This window comes from Sphingomonas daechungensis, assembly GCF_014489495.1.
Classification (GTDB): domain Bacteria; phylum Pseudomonadota; class Alphaproteobacteria; order Sphingomonadales; family Sphingomonadaceae; genus Sphingomicrobium; species Sphingomicrobium daechungense.
In genome coordinates, this window is sequence record NZ_CP060780.1 from 1763768 (window position 1) to 1781609 (window position 17842).

Consider the following 17842-nt stretch of genomic DNA (forward strand, 5'->3'; position numbering starts at 1 on the left):
CAATTTCAGACGAAGTACCTCATGAAGCCCGCCAGCTTGCCGTAACCTGAAAGGCCATGACCGCAGCCGCGATCGCAGCATTCAGGCTATCGGCCCGGCCCGCCATCGGAATTTTGACCAGGACGTCGCAGGCTTCCTCATACGATTGCGGCAGACCCTGCTGTTCATTGCCGATCAGCAGGAATGTAGGCGGCAGATAGGTGACGCTGAGGTAATCCTGGTCCGTGTTGAGGCTGGTGCCGACAAGCTGCCCTTCGCCCGAGCGAAGCCACGCCAGGAAATCGCTCCACGGTGCTTTCGCAACCTGCTGCGTGAAGATTGCGCCCATCGAAGCGCGCGCGGCTTCCACGGAGTAAGGGTCCGCGCTGTCGTCGACGAGAATGAGGCCGCCTGCACCCACTGCGTCGCCGGTCCTCAGGATCGTCCCGATGTTCCCTGGATCACGAAGCGCTTGAGCGACGAACCACAAGGGCGCGCGCGTGCGATCGATGCTGCTGAGGTCTGTTGCAGGCTGCTTGTAGGCCGCGACCAGCATCTGCGGATTGTCCTTGCCCGACGTCTTCGACAGGATGTCCGGCGTGGTCTGGACAGCGTCGCCCCCGGCGGCCTCGGTGGCGGCAATGATCTCGGACGCAAGCGGATGCCGCGCGCCCTCCGGGGAGAACATGATGATCTCGGGCAAACGGCCGCTGTCCCGCGCCTCGGCGATGATCCGGAGACCCTCGGCCAGGAACAGGCCTTCTTCCTTCCGGGCCTTCTTGTCCCGAAGGGAGCGGAGCCTTTTGACGGTCGTATTGGAGAAGGCGGTGATCTCGCGGGCATTATTCTTCCCCGAACCGCTCCACGACTAAAGCAGCAAGCTTCTCGAGAGCATCCTCGGCATTTTCACCGGAAACGTAGATCGTGATCGAGTCGCCCTTGGCTGCGCCAAGCATCATCAGTCCCATGATCGACGTGCCGCAGACCTTGTTGCCATCCTTTTCGACCTCAACGGTCGCATCCAGGCCACTGGCAAGATTGACGAATTTAGCACTCGCCCTCGCATGGAGCCCGCGCTGGTTGGTAACCTGAACCTCGCGCTGTAGCGCGCTCAAGCGGCGGCTTCCCCGAGGATCTCGGACGCGACCGAGATGTACTTTCGTCCGGCCTCTCGAGCAGCCGCAACGGCCGCGTGAACGCCCATGACCTTGCGTGCGCCTTCCAGGCGAATGAGCATCGGCAGGTTCACGCCAGCGATCACCTCGACATTCTCGCTTTTCATCAGAGAGATGGCGAGGTTGGACGGTGTGCCGCCGAACAGATCGGTGAGGATGATCACGCCCTTGCCTCGATCGACGTTGGCAATCGCATTGGCGATGTCCTGCCGCCGCGCTTCCATGTCATCATCGGGACCGATGCAGATGGCTTCGATCGCCTCCTGCGGCCCTACGACATGCTCCATGGCGACCACGAATTCAGCCGCCAGGCGGCCGTGGGTCACCAGTACCAATCCAATCATTCGTTCAACCCACTTCCAGAATCGCCGCCGGATACATCGGCTGCGGCGCGCCCCGGATCTTCCTCGATCGTATCGCTCGGCTGTGAGGCAAGGTCACGATGGCGGACATTTGGCGAAAATCCCGCCTTTCGCAACCGTTCGGACATCTCCTCCGCGGCCGCGACCGACCGGTGCCGTCCACCGGTGCAGCCGAAAGCCACGGTCACATAGCTTTTGCCGGCCGCCCAGTAGCGGGGAATCCAGTCGGTGAGAAGCGCTTCCAGTTGGTCCAGTGCCAGCGTCCAGGCGGAGTCCTTTTCCAGGTATTCGCGAATGGGCTGGTCGATGCCGGTCAGCGGTCTAAGCTCCTCCACCCAGTGAGGATTATCCAGAAACCGCATGTCGAACATCAGGTCTGCGGTGCGCGAGACGCCGCGAGCGTATCCGAATGAAACAATCGTCAGCACCGGCTCGTCGCTGTCGCTAGGATAACGGCGGCGGAGCTCGTCGCGCAGTTCGGTCGGGGTCAGGTCGGTGGTGTCGATGATCGCATCGGCCGCGCTTCGCAGCGGAGCAGTCATGTCGCGCTCGCGGGCGATCCCGTCTTCTGCAGGCCGGTCGGCAGCGAGAGGGTGACGCCGGCGCGTCTCATTGTAACGCCGCATCAGCTCGTTTCCGGCGCAGTCGAGATAGAGGATCTCCCCGCGCACGCCCTGAATTGAGCGGATCAGCCCCGGCAAAGCGGCCGCATCGAAGCCTCGGCTGCGGACGTCCATGCCGACCGCCGCCGGCCCTACTCGAACATCGGACGCTCGGCCGCCGCGCACGAAATTGTCGAGAAGCGAAACGGGAAGGTTGTCGACGCAATCCCAGCCCATGTCCTCGAGCGCGTCGAGCACGCTGGACTTGCCGGCACCCGACATGCCGGTGACGAGAAGAAGACGGGGCGGGGAACTCTGGCGGGTAGGCACCGTCGCCTTGTTAGAACTTCAGTCCGAGGCGGTCGAGGGCCAGCGCAACTTTCGAGGCGGCCGACGCTGTCTGGGCGTCAACGCTCACCAGCGGAACGTTCACGCCAAGGACGGGTCGCTCGCGCCGATCGTCGGGCAATCGCATGATCTCGCTAGTCAGCTCGACGTAAAGCGCGATCGGGACATCGCCGATCGTTTCCATGTCCACGATGCCAATGCCGCGAATCTCGAGCTTGCCCTTGATCGTCGGCGGGGCGCTGGCGAGCAGGTGTTCGCCATCGCGGCGGACGATGGTCTGGTCATCGCTGACAAGCATGAAGCCACGGTCGAGCAGGCGGAGTGCGAGATCGGACTTTCCCGATCCGGACGGACCGGAGATCAGCACCGCTCGGCCTTCCAGCGCGACTGTGCTGGCGTGGACCGTCTCCGACGACAGGAGGCGGCTGCTCATTCTACCTCTGCCGCCGGCAGGCGAATGGTGAAGCGGGCGCCGGAAGGTGCGTCATCGCGGTCTTGCACGTCAATTTCCCCGTCGTGGCCTTCGACGATCGCCCGGGCGATGGCGAGACCAAGCCCGGTATGCCGTCCGAAATGTTCCTCTTCGGGTCTTACTGAGTGGAATCGGTTAAAAATGGCTTCCCGCGCGTCTTCAGGGACGCCTGGGCCTTCGTCATCGATGCGGATCCGGATTTCGTCGCCGACATGCGTGGCCGCAATCTCCACGAGTCCACCCGGGGGGAGAAACTGATTGCATTGTCGATGATGTTGTCGATGGCCCGGACCAGGCGATTGACGTCACCCAGCACGACAGCGCTGGACTTTCGCGGCCGAGCAAAGGCGATGCGCGCGTCGCCCTTTTCGCGGCGGTGCTCCCACGAATTGACGAGTTGCTCGATGACAGGACCGAGATCGACCGGCTCGAAGCGGGCTCGAGCCAACTCGGCATCGGTCCGCGCCGCTTCGCTGATGTCCCCGATCAGCCTGTCGAGGCGCACGACGTCGTCCTTGGCGACCATCAGCAACTTCGCCTTCAGCTCCGGGTCATCGACCCGCTCGAGGCCGTCCAGCGCCGACCGCAGTGACGCCAGCGGGTTTTTCAGCTCATGAGTCACGTCGGCCGCGAAGTGCTCGATATTGTCCATGCGGTGGCGGAGTGACTGGCTCATGTCGGAAACTGCGCGGGCCAGAAGGCCGATTTCGTCAATTCGGGACGGCAAACGAGGGACCTTCACCTCTCGCGCCCGGCCGAGACGAACGCGATGGGCCGCCAAGGCCAGCCTGCGCAGCGGACGGACGATGGTCCTTGCCAGGAACAGCGAGAGCAGGACGGAAAGCAGGGTCGCGAAGGCCATCGCGGCGAACAGCGACCGACGCTGGCTTCGTACGATGCGGGTGAAATCCCGATCGTTGGTCGTCAGCAGCACGGTGCGATCGCCGACCGGAGCGGCCGCCGAGAAAACGGGGGTCAGGTCAGGCGCGTTGCGGACCTTGGTGACCGCCTGCTTCGTCTCGCGCGCATGGACGGCTTCGGACCACACCTCGACCCTATCGTCCGTGGGTTCGATGAAATCGTCGAGAGGCGATGCTCCGACCAAGGCATTGAAGCCGCGGTCGAGCGCTCGCGCTGCATCCTTGTTCCACTTCTGCAGGGTCGGGTCCCTCAGCGTGTAGGTCGGGCCGGTGACGTTCCAGCTGTCGGCCTGCAGCGAACCGTCAGGGCCGTAGACGCGAATCCGGCTACCGGTAGAACGGGCGAGGGAGGTTAGGACCGAATCTTGTGCCTGTTCCGGCGTCGCGGCGAGGACTCCGGCGACCATGCCCGCCTCTCGCGAAATCAGGTTGAGGCGCTCTTCGCTCAACTGATTGCGAAAGGCATCCAGGTAGAGGACGCCGAGCGCCAGCAGGACGATCGTCAGCAGGTTTACCGCCAGGATGCGGCGGGTCAGCGGCAGCTGGCCGAACCAGATCGGGCGCCGGTTATTCATCCTGGAATTTGTAACCTACGCCATAGAGAGTCTCGATGGCATCGAACTCCGGATCCACGGCTCGGAATTTCCGGCGCATGCGCTTGATGTGGCTGTCGATGGTGCGGTCGTCGACAAAGACGTCGTCATGATAGGCGATGTCGAGCAGCTGGTTGCGCGTCTTCACGACGCCCGGACGTTGGGCCAGCGCCTCCAGGATGAGAAACTCGGTGACCGTCAGGGTCACGTCGCGGCCGCCCCACAACACCTTGTGACGGGCTGGATCCATGACGAGGCGACCTCGGTCGAGAAGGACGGGCTCTGGCTCGTCCGCACTGTCGCTCGCAAGGCCCTTGGCGAGCTCCTGCCGGCGCAGAATGGCGCGGATGCGGGCGATCAGGAGACGCTGGGAAAAGGGCTTGGCGATATAATCATCGGCACCCATCGCGAGTCCAAGGGCCTCGTCCAGTTCATCGTCCTTCGACGTCAGGAAGATGACTGGAACAGTGCTGAACTCGCGCAGGCGACGCAGCAGCTCCATCCCGTCCATGTGCGGCATCTTGATGTCGAAGACGCCGAGGTCTGGTTCCTTTTCGGCGAAAGCTTTCAGCGCGGCGGTGGGGTCGGTGTAGACCCGAGTCACGAAGCCTTCCGCCTGCAGCGCGATCGAGACGGAAGTCAGGATGTTGCGGTCGTCATCGACCAGCGCGATCTCGTGGCTCATCGGGGCACGGATAGATAGGCGAATCCGCTTAAACAAGCGGTCCGCGCACCGTCAGTTTCCGACAGAGCGTTGGGCCTGACTTTTCAATCGCTTACTGGAACCGGTTACATTGTGTCGGGCTGACACAAGACCGGTCATCCGCTTTGACGCAGTAAGTTTCTTGGGGTTATAGGCCGCCAACGCATACGTATGCGGCGGCAGGCCAGACCGGTCGTCGCCGCTTAATTTATTGAAACGAAGGGGATTTTACGTGACCGATCGGGTGCCGCAGTTCGGGCTAGACGACCAGGGCATTGAGACTGGTGCGACGCTCCACTGGAACCTGTTGACCGCGCCCTGGTGGAAGCTGCCGTGCAGCGTGGCGAGGGCCGGCTGACGAAGGACGGCGCACTGCTGGTCGATACCGGCAAGTTTACCGGCCGGAGCGTGAAGGACAAATTCGTCGTCCGCGACGCAACGACTGAAGACACGATCAACTGGGGCTCCATCAACCAGCCAATGACGGTTGAGCATTGGGCAAACCTGAAGGCCGACTTCATGGCCGCTCTGAAGGAGCAGGACGAGCTCTACGTCGCGGATCTCTTCGGCGGCAGCCAGCCGGAATATCGCGTTAACGTCCGTGTGGTTACGCAGATGGCGTGGCACAACCTGTTCATCCGCACCTTGCTGGTACGTCCGAAGGCCGACGAGTTGGCGGGCTTCACGCCCGAATACACGATCATCAACCTGCCGAGCTTCAAGGCGGATCCGGCACGTCACGGCAGCCGCAGCGATACCGTGATTGCGGTCAACCTGACCGAGAAAATGATCCTGATCGGCAACACCGAATATTCGGGCGAAATGAAGAAGGGGGTGTTCGGCCTCCTGAACTTCCTGCTGCCGGCGGAAGGTGTGATGCCGATGCACTGCTCGGCCAACATCGGCGCCGACGGCAAGAGCGCGATCTTCTTTGGCCTTTCGGGTACCGGCAAGACCACGCTTTCGGCCGACGCGAGCCGAACTTTGATCGGCGACGACGAGCATGGCTGGTCGGACACCGCAGTCTTCAACTTCGAAGGCGGCTGCTACGCGAAGATGATCAATCTTTCGGCCGAAGGTGAGCCGGAGATTTACGCGACGACCAAGATGTTCGGCACGATCCTCGAGAACGTGACGATGGACGAGGCAACGCGCGAGCTGGACTTCACGGACGCCAGCAAGACCGAGAACACCCGCGGCGCCTATCCGATCGAGTTCATCCCGAACACGAGCGAGAAGAATCTCGGCCGCCGCCGTCGACCATCATCTTTTTAACCGCCGACGCGTTCGGCGTTCTGCCTCCGATTGCGCGGCTGACGCCCGACCAGGCGATGTATCACTTCCTTTCGGGCTACACCGCCAAGGTTGCCGGGACCGAGATCGGCGTGACCGAGCCGACCGCGACCTTCAGCACCTGCTTCGGCGCCGCGTTCATGCCGCGCCCGCCGTCTGTCTATGGCAATCTGCTCAAGAAGCGGATCGCCGAGGGCGGCGCGGAATGCTGGCTGGTCAACACCGGCTGGACTGGTGGAAAGTATGGCGTTGGCAAGCGGATGCCCATCAAGGAGACTCGTGCGCTCCTAAACGCAGCTCTCGACGGCAGCCTCAACACTGTCGAGTTCCACAAGGATCCGAATTTCGGATTCGAGGTGCCGGTGTCGGTTCCCGGAGTGGATACGTCGATCCTCGATCCGCGCAGCACGTGGGTGGACAAGGACGAGTACGACCGCACGGCGTCCAAGCTCGTCGACCTGTTCATTGAGAACTTCGCTCAATTCGCGGACCAAGTGGACGAGGGCGTTCGACAAGCTGCGCCCAAGGTTCCCGCCGCCGCGTAATTGCCCGGTCATTCAAGGATCGGGCTCCGAATTTTAAGGACCCGATCCAATGACCGAATATTCACCGCGACTCTTCACCGCCGATGCCGAGCTCGAGCATCTTGGCGAGGGCCTGCTCGCCTGCACGCTCGCTCGCGAAGAATGGACCCACGAAGCCCATCTCGGCGCCACGACTTACCTTCTAATGAAACGGCCCGACGTCGATCTGGACGCGAAATTGGCCGGCATCATCCGGCGCTTCAACGAGAGCGTGGGCGGCGTGAACAGCGAGACTGAAGGCTACCACGAGACCATCACGCGCTGCTTCCTGGCGGGAGTGCGCCTGTTTCTGAGCGACGCCGATGCAAGCGAACCACTGCACAAGCTGGTTAACCGCCTGCTGCTGTCCGAGATGGGCCGGAGAGACTGGCCGCTGCGCTTTTACAGCAGGGATCGCCTGTTCTCCGTCGAGGCGCGCCTAAACCATGTCGAGCCCGACCTCGCGGCTATTCCCCGTTCACCTACCGTTATTCGTAGTTCTGCGTATGGTGGTGGGATATAAATCGGGGAGATGGACTTCATGTTCGGGAGATCGGCTATGCGAGCCCTTCCATTGGCCGCTGCGCTTCTTGTGTCGGCATGTGCAAACGGGCCAACCGTTCGCACGGATTTCGACCCGTCGGCGAACTTTCAGACCTACCGCACCTACAGCTGGATCGACTCCGGTGTACCGCAGGGAATGAACCCACTGATGTTCGCCCGGGTAAAGGCGTCGATTGATCAGACGCTTGCTGCACGCGGCTACACTCTTGCCGACAAAGGTGACTTCTCGGTCGCTTTCACGATCGGCGAGCGCGACCGCACTGAGGTTTACGACTTCGGGCCGTTCTACTCCGGATGGGGCGGATGGGGTGGCTGGGGCCATCGTGGCTGGGGCGGCTGGGGTTCGGTGGCTGGGGCGGCTTTGGCTCGCCCTTCAGCGACATCGATGTCGACACCTTCACGGAGCGCAGCGTCGTGATCGACATCTACGATGGCGCAACAAGACGGCCGATCTGGCACGGTGTCGGTGCGAACCGCGAGTATCGCGGCAGGGTCGACTACGTTAAGCTCAACCAGGCGGTTGCTGCGGCGCTGGCCAAGTTCCCACCGCAGCCGCCGGTCGTCGGGAGCTAGGCCGCGCTTCTCGCCCGAGCGATATAATCGTCCACGTTCTTGGCGAGCACGTCCATCGGGACGTTCCCACCAAGCACGACCGCATCGTCATACGCCCTGAGATCGTATTTCGAGCCAAGCTCCGCCTTGGCCCGATCACGGAGGCGGTTGATCGTGCTGTGGCCGACCTTGTAGCCGCAGGCTTGGCCCGGCCAGCTGCAGTAGCGATCGACTTCCGAAGCGACCTCGAGCGGATTTGAGCCATTGCGCTGGACGAAGAAGTCCACGCCCTGCTGGCGGGTCCACTTCTTCGCGTGCAGGCCGGTGTCGACGACAAGGCGGCAGCAACGGAAGGCGATGGCCTGAAGATAACCGAGCCGGCCCACCGGGAAATCGTCGTACACGCCGAGTTCGTCCACGAGTTGTTCCGCATAGAGCGCCCAGCCTTCCGAATAGGCGTTGAAGGCTAACAGCGTGCGGATCAGTGGCAGCTTGTTGGCATATTCACCCTGCCAGACGTGACCGGGGATTGCCTCATGTGCGGCGAGGTCGGGCAAGCTGTACTTGCTGTGCAAATCGGTGGTGCGAAGGTTGATCCAGAACTTGCCCGGGATCTTACCGTCGATCGAGCCGGCGCCGCCGTAAGCGCCCGGAGCGCCGGGTTCCTGCTCCGGCGACATGCGCCGGACTTCGAGATGTCCGGGAACCAGCGTGTTGAAGGCCCGCGGCAGGACGGTGCGGATCTTGGCGATGCTCTGCGCAATGTAGGCCTTGATCTCCGCGCGGCCCTTGTCGCCTTCGCTGAACATGTAGCGCGGGTCCTTGGCCAGCGCCTGCATGCGTTCTCCGATGGTCCCCTGCGTGTAACCGAGCGACTTGAGGATCGGCTCCATGCGGCCGTGCAACTCGGCGAGCTGCTCAAGGCCCATCCGGTGAACTTCGTCCGGCGAAAGCGTGGTCGTCGTCGAGGCCTTGAGCGCCCAGCGATAATATTCGTCGCCTGACGGGCGCGACCACATTCCGGCGACGTCGGTTGCCTGCGTGCGTTCCGCCTTGAGCTCATCGATCTGGCGCTGCAGGGCCGGCACGACCTGCTCGACGGCGATTTTCCTCGCCCGTGCATCCCAATCGCCGGCGATGCCCTTGTCCTTCGCACGCTTGACCAGAGAATCGACGATCGTGCCGCCTTGCTGTGTTCCGTTCAGCGAAATATCGAGTTGCGCGAGCGCCTTGTCGATCAGGAATGCGGGCGGGACGAGACCCTTCGCGCGTGCCTCCTTCATCCGCACCAACTCGCCATCCAGCTGTCCCGGATATTCCGCGAGCCTGCTGAGATAGGCTTCGGCATCGTCGCGGTTCTCAACCGGCTGATCCGTGTCGAGTAGTTGCGGCGTGTCGATGTACGCGCCCACGTTCTGGATCACGACGTAGGGCGTGTTGCGCCAGCCCCGACAGCGACGTCGCCATACGGCAGCGCGAAGCCTTCGAGCGCGGTCGAGTAGGCGCTCTTCACGACCTCGACGCTGGTGCGGACAGGGAAGGAGAGGTTGGAGGTGTCTAGCGCCTCGGCTCGCGCGAGATCGGCCTTAAGCGTGGCGACAACGCGACCTTGCCCGCCGGGAGAGCGATCGCCCAAGTGATAGCGCATCTTGGCTCGTGCTCCGGTGTCGAGACCGAGTGAGGTCGCGCCTTCCGGACTGGTGTCGAGAAGGTTGTTGCCGATCGAATCCAGTAATGCGCCAGCTTCTGCGTCGGTGGCGGGCTTACCCAGGCGACAGAGGCATTCGAGAAGAGCGGAAGCGCCGCGCTGGCGGCAAGCGTGTTGAGCGCCTGGCGGCGGGAAAGCTGAAATTCGGGCAAGGGACGACTCCGAGTTACGCGGAAGGGATCAGGCGCTCAGGCTCGACGAGAAGGCAATTGCCATCAACCCCGTTATGCGAACGCGCTCGCCTGGGCGACCGGGGCCGCCACGCGCCGACCATTCGCTGTCGCCGACGCGGACCCTGCCGGAGTGTTCGTCCACATCGGCGATCACCGTCACCACTTTTCCGACCAACCGCGCAGAGCGGTCGTTGAGCAGCGGGTCCGTGCTGTCGACATTCTGGTTCGCGTAGACTTTCCGCCCAACCATGAAGGCGATGACTGCATATAGGGCGAAGAGCGCCAACTGCGGCGCGGTGCCGAGATCGAACAGCAGTGTGAACGCGCCGGTCGCAATGGCGGCGGCTCCGATGAAAACAAGGAAGAAGCCCGGTGCGATGATCTCGGCAATCAGCAGGATTACGCCACCGATCAGCCACAGCCAGGCCGGCTCCATGCTCTCGATGAAGTTCATCCTTCAATCCTGGGAATGCCAGGGACAGACGGCGTTGGAGCGCCGCGCGAAGCGACCGGCTTTGGCTTGGGCGGGCTGGGTGGCTTCTGGCCGTCGCCGCCCATGACCTCGCGAGCCAATTCGCCAATCCCACCAAGCGTACCAATCAGTTGGGTCGCTTCCACCGGGAAGAGGATCGTCTTTGCGTTGGGTGAGCGCGCGAACTCGCTGACCGCTTCGACGTATTTCTGCGCAACGAAGTAGTTGATCGCTTGGGCGTTCCCGCCGGCGATGGCGTCGGAAACCAGGGTCGTCGCCTTGGCTTCGGCCTCTGCGCCGCGCTCGCGGGCTTCGGCTTCGCGGAAGGCGGCTTCGCGAAGGCCTTCCGCCTGGAGGATCTTCGCCTGCTTCTCTCCTTCGGCCCGCAGAATCTCCGACTGCCTCATGCCCTCGGATTCCAGGATGGCCGCGCGCTTCTCACGCTCCGCCTTCATCTGTCGAGTCATGGCGTCGACAATGTCGCGCGGCGGGCGAATATCCTTCAGTTCGACGCGGGTGATCTTCACTCCCCACGCCTCGGTCGCGTGATCGACCACGGCCAGGAGGCGCGCGTTGATCTCGTCACGCTTCGACAATGTCTCGTCGAGATCCATCGAGCCCATGACGGTGCGCAGGTTCGTGGTCGAGAGCGCCATGATGGCGGTGTAAAGGTCGCTGACTTCGTAAGCGGCCTTGGCAGCGTCCAGTACCTGGAAGAAGACCACACCGTCGACCGCAACCATGGCGTTGTCCTTGGTGATGATCTCCTGACCAGGAATATCGAGCACCTGTTCCATCATGTTGATGCGGTGGCCGACCCGATAGAAGAAAGGCGGTACGAAGTTGAAGCCGGGCTGAGCCACGCGGACGAAGCGCCCGAAATGCTCGATCGTATAGCGATACCCCTGATGGATGATCTTCATCCCGATCATCACGTAGAGGAGCGCCAGAACCGCGACGGCGACCATGAAACTCGTCAGCATTGAATTCCCCAAGCGTCTCGTTCGGCCATATTGCTGTGAGGAGAGGCGGAACGAAAGGAAAATCGCTGTGAAGTCGGACCTGTTCGCTGTCCGTTCGATCCTATTCCTGCCGGCATCGAATCCTCGGGCTATCGCGAAGGCGCGCGAGAGCGCAGCGGACCTTGTCGTTCTCGACCTGGAGGATGCGGTAAAGCCGCCGACAAGGCCGAAGCACGGATTGCAGCCGTCGAGGCGGTCTCGTCCGAATGGCCGATGCCCGTCGCTATCCGCATCAATGGCGTCGGGACTGAGTGGCAATCGGACGACATTGAGGCAGTTGCCGGATCGCGAAGCGATTACGCCGTCCTGCCGAGGGCGTCGTCGTTGCAGGACGTTCGGCAGGTTGCCGATGCACTAAACAAGCCGCTCCTGGCGATGATCGAGACGGCGGCCGGGGTGTTGGCCGCTCCCGAAATTGCTCGCGCTGCTCAGGCGCTGATCGCGGGGACCAACGATCTGAGGGCCGACCTTCATCTTCCGCTGGATGCGACCAGGGAGCCAATCTCCACCGCGCTTCAGCTTATCATCCTCGCCGCCCGAGCTGGCGAAGTTCCGGCTTTCGATGGCGTATTCAACCGGCTTAGCGATGCTGAGGGATTCCTCTCCGAATGCATGCACGGGCGCAGTCTCGGCTTCGACGGCAAGTCTCTGATCCATCCCGACCAAATCGCTCCTTGCAATGAAGCGTTCGGTCCGAGCCAGGACGAGGTGCAGACCGCACGCCGGTTGGTTGAGGCGTTCAGTGGTGGGGCCGAGCGCTTCGAGGACCGGATGATCGAGCGAATGCACGTCGAGGCTGCAAGGCGGGCCCTGAAACGCGCGGGCGAAGGCTAGAGTGCTCACTCGCTTGTTGCGTGTTGCTGCGACGACCTTCCACAAGGTTTTGGCGGTCGGATGGTTCTTCCGCCGACCCCGTACGTTCGGGGCACATGCAATTGCGCTGACGCCCGAGAACCGGCTGGTGCTCGTCAAGCTTTGGTATGCACGGGGATGGCGTCTGCCCGGTGGTGGCCGTTCGGAAGATGAGCCGGCCGTCGACGCGGCATTGCGCGAGCTTCGCGAAGAGATCGGGATGACCTCCCACGGGATCACGCAGATAGCCTGCGAGCTTGAGGAATCGATCGATTTCAAGCGCGACCTGGCGTCGGTTGTGGTGGTCCGCGACGTCGGATATCGACCGAAACGCTGGAGCTGGGAGGTCGAAGCCGTCTGCGAGTTTGCTCTCGGCGATCTGCCGGACGACCTGTCGCCGCAGACCCGTCGCTGGCTGAAGGAGGCGAAGCCTGGACTCTAGCCGCCCCTTGGCGAATCGGGCGAAGCTTGGCATGGGCCGATATGGCCCCACACAACGAAGCTCCTGAAATCCAGCTCGGACTGACGTTCGACGACGTCCTGCTCCAGCCACTCGAGTCCTCCGTCCTGCCAAGCCAGGCCGATACGCGGACCTTCCTGACCCGCGAAATCCCGTTGAACATTCCGTTGCTGTCATCCGCAATGGACACGGTCACCGAAGCTGACATGGCAATCGCCTTGGCCCAGCTCGGCGGCATCGGCGTCCTTCATCGCAACCTGTCGGTCGAGGAACAGGCCGCGGCCGTTCGGGCAGTCAAACGGTTCGAAAGCGGGATGGTGGTCAATCCGATTACCATGACCCCGGACCAGACATTGGCTGAGGCGCTGGAATTGATGCAGGCCAATCGCATCAGCGGCATCCCGATTGTCGAGAAGTCGGGCAAGCTCTGCGGGATCCTGACCAACCGCGACGTTCGTTTTGCCGAGCATCCGGGCCAGCAGGTCTCCGAGCTGATGACGAAGGAGAACCTCGCCGTTGTCGGTCTTGGGACCAGCGAGGAAGTTGCTCGACGGATTCTCCATCAGCGGCGCATCGAAAAGCTGCTGGTGGTCGACGAACGCGATCACTTGGTCGGCCTGATCACGGTGAAGGACATCGAGAAAGCTGTCGCAACGCCCAACGCGACCAAGGATCGCGAAGGACGCTTGCGGATCGCAGCGGCCACCACCGTAGGCGACGCGGGTTTTGCCCGCTCGGAAGCACTCATCGAGGCCGGATGCGATTGCATAGTCATCGACACGGCGCACGGGCACAACACTGACGTTGGCCGCGCCGTTGAACGCGTGAAGGCGCTTTCGAACTCGGTCCAGGTTGTAGCCGGCAATGTCGCAACCGCTGATGCCGCCACGGCCCTGGTCGATGCCGGGGCAGACGCGGTCAAAGTGGGGATTGGCCCCGGCTCGATCTGCACGACGCGCGTCATCGCCGGTGTAGGAGTGCCGCAGCTGACGGCGATCATGGAAACCGCGAGGGCTGCGGCCAAGTCCGGCGTGCCGGTGATCGCAGACGGCGGCATTCGGACCAGTGGAGATATCGCGAAGGCTCTCGCGGCTGGCGCCTCGACGGTGATGGTAGGATCGCTCCTCGCGGGTACCGAAGAGGCTCCCGGCGAAACGTTCCTGTACCAGGGTCGAGCCTACAAGAGCTATCGGGGCATGGGCTCGGTCGGAGCCATGGCCCGCGGCTCCGCTGACCGCTACTTCCAGCAGGACATCAAGGATCAGCTCAAGCTGGTCCCCGAGGGATCGAGGGGCAGGTGCCGTTTAAGGGTCCAGTCCGCGAGATCGTCCATCAGCTCGTTGGCGGCGTGAAGGCCGCGATGGGCTACACCGGTTCGGCAACGATCAAGGATCTGCAGACGCGTGCTCGCTTCATCCGCATCACCAACGCCGGACTGTCCGAAAGCCACGTCCACGACGTCTCCATCACGCGTGAGGCGCCGAACTATCCGACACGCTAGGTCATGACACCCGCCGCGCGACTCCAGGCGGCGATCGAGATCCTGGATGAGGTTGTGGCTGCGGCGCGCGACGAGGGCGCCCCGCCGACGTACTCGTGACTCGCTACTTCAAGACCCGGCGCTATGCCGGGTCGAAGGACAGGCGCGCGGTTCGTGAACTGGTGTTCCGGGCGATCCGTGCGGTCGCGGACCGGCCTGAAAGCGGGCGAGCGGCCGTGCTGGCGCTTCGCTCCGACGATCCGGCACTCGACGACCTGTTCGGCCAGCCTCGCGGGCCGGAGCCTTTGGTCGAAGGGGAGCTGGCGGCGGGCAGGGGGATCGTGCCTGGGCCGCTAGTTCAGGAACTCTCGCCATTGGTGAGCGCGGACGAACTGCCATCGTTGCTCGAGCGTGCTCCGCTCGACCTGCGCGTCAACGTGGCCCGTATCGATCGCGACGCCATGCTTGCCGAGTTCGAGGGTGCGGAAGCGACCCGGCTCAGTCCGTGGGGAATAAGACTGCCCGCCGAAATAAGGATCGACGATCACCCCGCATTCGCCAGGGGCCTGGTCGAGGTTCAGGACGAGGGTAGCCAACTCGTCGCCCTTGCCTGCGCCCCGACGTCGTCCGGTCAGATACTCGATCTTTGTGCCGGTGCGGGTGGAAAATCGCTGGCTCTAGCGGCTGCGGACCCCTCGGCGAGCATCCTCGCCACCGACAGCAACCGCGCCCGTCTTTCCAAGCTTGCGCCGCGGGCCGAGAGGGCGGGGACAAGGATTGCGACGCGGCTGCTCAGCCCACCCAATGAGCTTCAGGAGTTGTCGGACTGGCGCGGACATGCGGACCTGGTGCTTGTCGATGCGCCATGCTCCGGGAGCGGCACCTGGCGTCGTAATCCCGAAGGGCGATGGCGGCTGACGCAAGAGCGACTGGATCGCTTGGTAGCCCTTCAGAAACACCTCCTGGAAATGGCTGCGGAACTGGTCAGGCCAGGCGGGAGGCTCGTCTATGCCGTGTGCTCCCTGCTGTCCCGCGAAGGGGCAGGCCAAATTGACCAATTCCTCAGCCAGCGTTCATCATGGAAGGTGGAGGAAACGCCGATCGCCGCCGGGCGTTTGGACGGAGCAGGAAAGCTTCTGACTCCGGGTCACGACCGAACGGACGGCTTTTTCGTCGCGCGGCTGGTTCGCCCATGTTAGAACCGCCGTGCCCGAGGAGATAAGAATGCGCCTTTTGTCCAATGTCATGATTGCTGCGATTGCAACGGCTTGCGTGTCGACATCCGCGATCGGGCAGAGGCCGGACGACCAGATCTCGCCGCGGTCGATGGAACTGCTCGCCAAGGGCAATGCGCATCTCGCCGCCGGGCGTTTCGTGGAGGCGGACGAGGCGCTCGAGACGGCGCTTGCGGTCGATCCACGTAACCGGGCGGCTTACAACTCGCTCGCTCGGGTGGCTCAGCGAGAGCGCCTGTTCGGCCAGTCGATCCGCTACACGCGCAAGGCACTGCTCTTGGAGCCGAATGACCGCGACGCGATTGCGATCCAGGGCGAGGCGATGGTCGAGCTTGGTGCTCTGGCGAAAGCCAAGGAGAACCAGGCGAAGCTGCAAAAGCTTTGCCCGACCGGGTGCGCCCAGCTTGCCGAACTATCCGCGACCATCACGCGCGGGCCGTCGGTCGCCTCTGCAACCGCACCGGAAGTTTCCAAGAAGAACTAGTTCATCCGCCGGCGGAAAGCTGGCGGGCGATTGCGACGAATTCGTCGACGCTCACTGTTTCCGCACGCCGGGCGCTGTCGATCCCGAGGTGTTTCAGAACGTCGAGCGCGCGCGGAAGGTCTTTCAGGCTGGAGCGCAGCATCTTCCGCCTCTGCCCAAATGCGGCCTCCGTCAGCTTCTGAAGGACGGCGGGCTCAACATTTAGCGGCATTGCCTTGGGCGTGATGTGGACGACCGCCGACATGACCTTCGGTGGCGGTACGAAGGCGGATCGATGGACATTGAGCACAATGCGGGCGTCGGAGCGCCATTGCGACAGGACGGACAAGCGGCCGTAATTCTTGCTTCCGGGCGCCGAGACGATCCTTTCGGCGACCTCCTTCTGGAACATCAGGGTCAGCGACCGCCACCAGGGCCGCCAAGAGCCGCTAAGCCATCTGAGCAGAAGCGCCGTCCCGACATTGTAGGGCAGGTTGGAGATCACGTGCGCGCCGACGCCGACTTCAGCAGGCTCGTCAATGGTGAGAGCGTCGGCATCGATCACGCGGAGCTTGCCGGGGTAAAGGCCTTCGAGCTCGGCTAACGCCGGGAGGCAGCGCCGATCGCGCTCGACTGCAACCACCGTTGCTCCAGCCCCGAGTGCAGCATGGGTGAGTCCACCGGGGCCGGGACCGACCTCGTAAACCGTCTGACCCGCGAGGGATCCGGGCACGGCGGCGATCCTCGCGAGTAGCTGGCGGTCGAGGATGAAGTTTTGACCGAGGGACTTGCTTGCCTGGAGCCCGTGCCGCGCGATGACGTCGCGCAAGGGCTCCTGGGGAACGGTCACTCCACGAGTTCCCGATTGGCAGCGCACAAGGCGGCCATCTGGATCGCGGACGCCATCGGCCGAGGGTCCGCAAGGTCCTGCCCGGCAATGTCGAAGGCGGTGCCATGATCCGGGGCCGTGCGGATGATCGGCAGTCCGAGCGTGACGTTCACCCCGTCCTCAAAATGAAGCGCCTTCAGTGGGATGAGCGCCTGGTCATGATACATGCAGAGAGCGGCATCGTATCGGGCTCTAGCGGAGGCATGGAACATCGTGTCCGCCGGATGAGGGCCGGTCACGCGCCAGCCTTCCGCTCGCAAGGCCGCGATCGCCGGTTCGATGATCTCGATCTCTTCCCGTCCGAGAAGGCCGCCTTCGCCCGAGTGGGGATTGATCCCGGAAATGGCGAGTGTCGGCTCGGCAATCCCAAAGTTGCGCTGCAGTCCGCGCAAGGTCGTCCGTCCGCGGGCTTCGATCAGCGCGGGCGAGAGGTGTGCCGGAACCTCGGCGAGCGGAATATGGGTCGTGACCGGGACAGTCCGGAGTGTCGGCCCGGCAAGCATCATGGCGACATTGCCCTGCGACACGCCACAGCGTTCGGCCACGAATTCCGTCTGGCCGGGATGAGCGAACCCGATCGAATAGAGTTGTTCCTTGGAGACCGGACCGGTCACCACTGCCGCTGCAGACCCGGAGCGGGCGAGTCCTACCGCAATCTCCAGCGAATCCAGTGAGCAATGCGCGCCGGCGACGGACGGGTGACCCGGAAGGTCGTCCTCTGCCGCGGTGATCTGAACCAGGGGCAAAGCGTAGTCGAAAACGGCCTCGGCCTCCTGGGGATCGTCGACCAGCTCGATTGGACCATCCCAGACGTGAGCGATGGCGCGCGGATCGCCGATCGCGGCGAACGGCGGGAGGTTGTTGACTGCTCGCCCATCCCAGCACTTGGCCACGACCTCGGGACCGATGCCCGCAGGGTCACCGAGCGAGATGGCTATTGGCCGAGACAGGAAGCGAGCCAT

18 protein-coding genes and 5 pseudogenes are annotated in these 17842 nt (G+C 63.2%); 10 read left to right on the forward strand and 13 right to left on the reverse strand.

Annotated features, from left to right (window positions below; all coding sequences use genetic code 11):
• Positions 1-19: 19 nt before the first annotated feature.
• From H9L15_RS09515 to H9L15_RS09545, 7 genes and pseudogenes are all read right to left on the reverse strand, one after another.
• A complete protein-coding gene (locus H9L15_RS09515; protein WP_187715864.1) occupies positions 20-811 on the reverse strand; it encodes a TrmH family RNA methyltransferase in 792 nt (263 codons plus the stop codon).
• A gap of 10 nt (positions 812-821) precedes the next feature.
• Positions 822-1094 (reverse strand): HPr family phosphocarrier protein, encoded by a 273-nt coding sequence (locus H9L15_RS09520; RefSeq protein ID WP_187713935.1) that lies wholly within the window; start codon positions 1092-1094, stop codon positions 822-824.
• A complete protein-coding gene (locus H9L15_RS09525) occupies positions 1091-1498 on the reverse strand; it encodes a PTS sugar transporter subunit IIA (RefSeq protein ID WP_187713936.1) in 408 nt (135 codons plus the stop codon). The genes H9L15_RS09520 and H9L15_RS09525 overlap by 4 nt, the downstream gene beginning before the upstream one ends.
• A complete protein-coding gene (gene rapZ / locus H9L15_RS09530) occupies positions 1495-2400 on the reverse strand; it encodes an RNase adapter RapZ (RefSeq protein WP_187715865.1) in 906 nt (301 codons plus the stop codon). Before rapZ ends, H9L15_RS09525 begins: the two co-directional genes overlap by 4 nt.
• Positions 2401-2458: 58 nt before the next feature.
• Complete coding sequence (locus H9L15_RS09535) at positions 2459-2899, reverse strand: HPr kinase/phosphorylase (protein ID WP_187713937.1); 441 nt, start codon at positions 2897-2899, stop codon at positions 2459-2461.
• A pseudogene (locus H9L15_RS09540) lies at positions 2896-4433 on the reverse strand (ATP-binding protein). The gene H9L15_RS09535 and the pseudogene H9L15_RS09540 overlap by 4 nt, the downstream one beginning before the upstream one ends.
• Positions 4426-5136: a response regulator transcription factor gene (locus H9L15_RS09545; RefSeq protein WP_187713938.1), complete on the reverse strand. Its 711-nt coding sequence runs from the start codon at positions 5134-5136 to the stop codon at positions 4426-4428. Before H9L15_RS09545 ends, H9L15_RS09540 begins: the two are co-directional and overlap by 8 nt.
• 250 nt (positions 5137-5386) lie before the next feature.
• Here H9L15_RS09545 and H9L15_RS09550 point away from each other — a divergent pair.
• From H9L15_RS09550 to H9L15_RS20370, 4 genes and pseudogenes are all read left to right on the forward strand, one after another.
• Positions 5387-6992 (forward strand): annotated as a pseudogene (locus H9L15_RS09550) (phosphoenolpyruvate carboxykinase).
• 49 nt (positions 6993-7041) lie between these two features.
• On the forward strand, positions 7042-7533 hold the full coding sequence (locus tag H9L15_RS09555; RefSeq protein ID WP_187713939.1) for a hypothetical protein: 492 nt from the start codon (positions 7042-7044) through the stop codon (positions 7531-7533).
• Positions 7534-7542: 9 nt separating this feature from the next.
• Positions 7543-7992 carry a DUF4136 domain-containing protein gene (locus tag H9L15_RS09560; protein ID WP_187713940.1) on the forward strand — a complete coding sequence of 150 codons (450 nt, stop codon included), beginning with the start codon at positions 7543-7545 and terminating at the stop codon, positions 7990-7992.
• On the forward strand, positions 7878-8147 hold the full coding sequence (locus H9L15_RS20370; protein WP_398286029.1) for a DUF4136 domain-containing protein: 270 nt from the start codon (positions 7878-7880) through the stop codon (positions 8145-8147). The genes H9L15_RS09560 and H9L15_RS20370 overlap by 115 nt, the downstream gene beginning before the upstream one ends.
• On the opposite strand, the pseudogene H9L15_RS09570 reads toward H9L15_RS20370, so the two are convergent.
• The 4 genes and pseudogenes from H9L15_RS09570 to H9L15_RS09580 all read right to left on the reverse strand — a co-directional run.
• Positions 8144-9562, reverse strand: a pseudogene (locus tag H9L15_RS09570) (DUF885 domain-containing protein); the annotation flags it as partial. The gene H9L15_RS20370 and the pseudogene H9L15_RS09570 sit on opposite strands and share 4 nt — an antisense overlap.
• Positions 9547-9774 (reverse strand): hypothetical protein, encoded by a 228-nt coding sequence (locus H9L15_RS17515; protein ID WP_223276136.1) that lies wholly within the window; start codon positions 9772-9774, stop codon positions 9547-9549. The gene H9L15_RS17515 and the pseudogene H9L15_RS09570, both read right to left, overlap by 16 nt.
• 240 nt (positions 9775-10014) lie before the next feature.
• Positions 10015-10461: an NfeD family protein gene (locus H9L15_RS09575; protein WP_223276137.1), complete on the reverse strand. Its 447-nt coding sequence runs from the start codon at positions 10459-10461 to the stop codon at positions 10015-10017.
• Positions 10458-11462, reverse strand: coding sequence for an SPFH domain-containing protein (locus H9L15_RS09580; protein WP_187713942.1), 1005 nt, complete (start codon positions 11460-11462; stop codon positions 10458-10460). Before H9L15_RS09580 ends, H9L15_RS09575 begins: the two co-directional genes overlap by 4 nt.
• On the opposite strand from H9L15_RS09580, the pseudogene H9L15_RS19620 reads away from it, so the two are divergent.
• From H9L15_RS19620 to H9L15_RS09605, 6 genes and pseudogenes are all read left to right on the forward strand, one after another.
• A pseudogene (locus H9L15_RS19620) lies at positions 11446-11607 on the forward strand (hypothetical protein); the annotation flags it as partial. The gene H9L15_RS09580 and the pseudogene H9L15_RS19620 sit on opposite strands and share 17 nt — an antisense overlap.
• A gap of 107 nt (positions 11608-11714) precedes the next feature.
• Entirely contained in the window at positions 11715-12335 is a 621-nt protein-coding gene (locus H9L15_RS09585; protein ID WP_317617479.1) for an HpcH/HpaI aldolase/citrate lyase family protein, read from the forward strand.
• A 16-nt stretch (positions 12336-12351) separates the two neighbouring features.
• Positions 12352-12795, forward strand: coding sequence for an NUDIX domain-containing protein (locus H9L15_RS09590; protein ID WP_187713943.1), 444 nt, complete (start codon positions 12352-12354; stop codon positions 12793-12795).
• Between the two features lie 41 nt (positions 12796-12836).
• Positions 12837-14314, forward strand: a pseudogene (gene guaB / locus H9L15_RS09595) (IMP dehydrogenase).
• A 95-nt stretch (positions 14315-14409) separates the two neighbouring features.
• On the forward strand, positions 14410-15492 hold the full coding sequence (locus H9L15_RS09600; protein ID WP_317617480.1) for an RsmB/NOP family class I SAM-dependent RNA methyltransferase: 1083 nt from the start codon (positions 14410-14412) through the stop codon (positions 15490-15492).
• 25 nt (positions 15493-15517) lie between these two features.
• On the forward strand, positions 15518-16012 hold the full coding sequence (locus tag H9L15_RS09605; protein ID WP_187713944.1) for a hypothetical protein: 495 nt from the start codon (positions 15518-15520) through the stop codon (positions 16010-16012).
• Position 16013: 1 nt separating this feature from the next.
• On the opposite strand, the gene rsmA is transcribed toward H9L15_RS09605, so the two are convergent.
• A complete protein-coding gene (rsmA, locus tag H9L15_RS09610) occupies positions 16014-16841 on the reverse strand; it encodes a 16S rRNA (adenine(1518)-N(6)/adenine(1519)-N(6))-dimethyltransferase RsmA (RefSeq protein ID WP_187713945.1) in 828 nt (275 codons plus the stop codon).
• Complete coding sequence (pdxA, locus tag H9L15_RS09615; protein ID WP_187713946.1) at positions 16838-17842, reverse strand: 4-hydroxythreonine-4-phosphate dehydrogenase PdxA; 1005 nt, start codon at positions 17840-17842, stop codon at positions 16838-16840. The genes rsmA and pdxA overlap by 4 nt, the downstream gene beginning before the upstream one ends.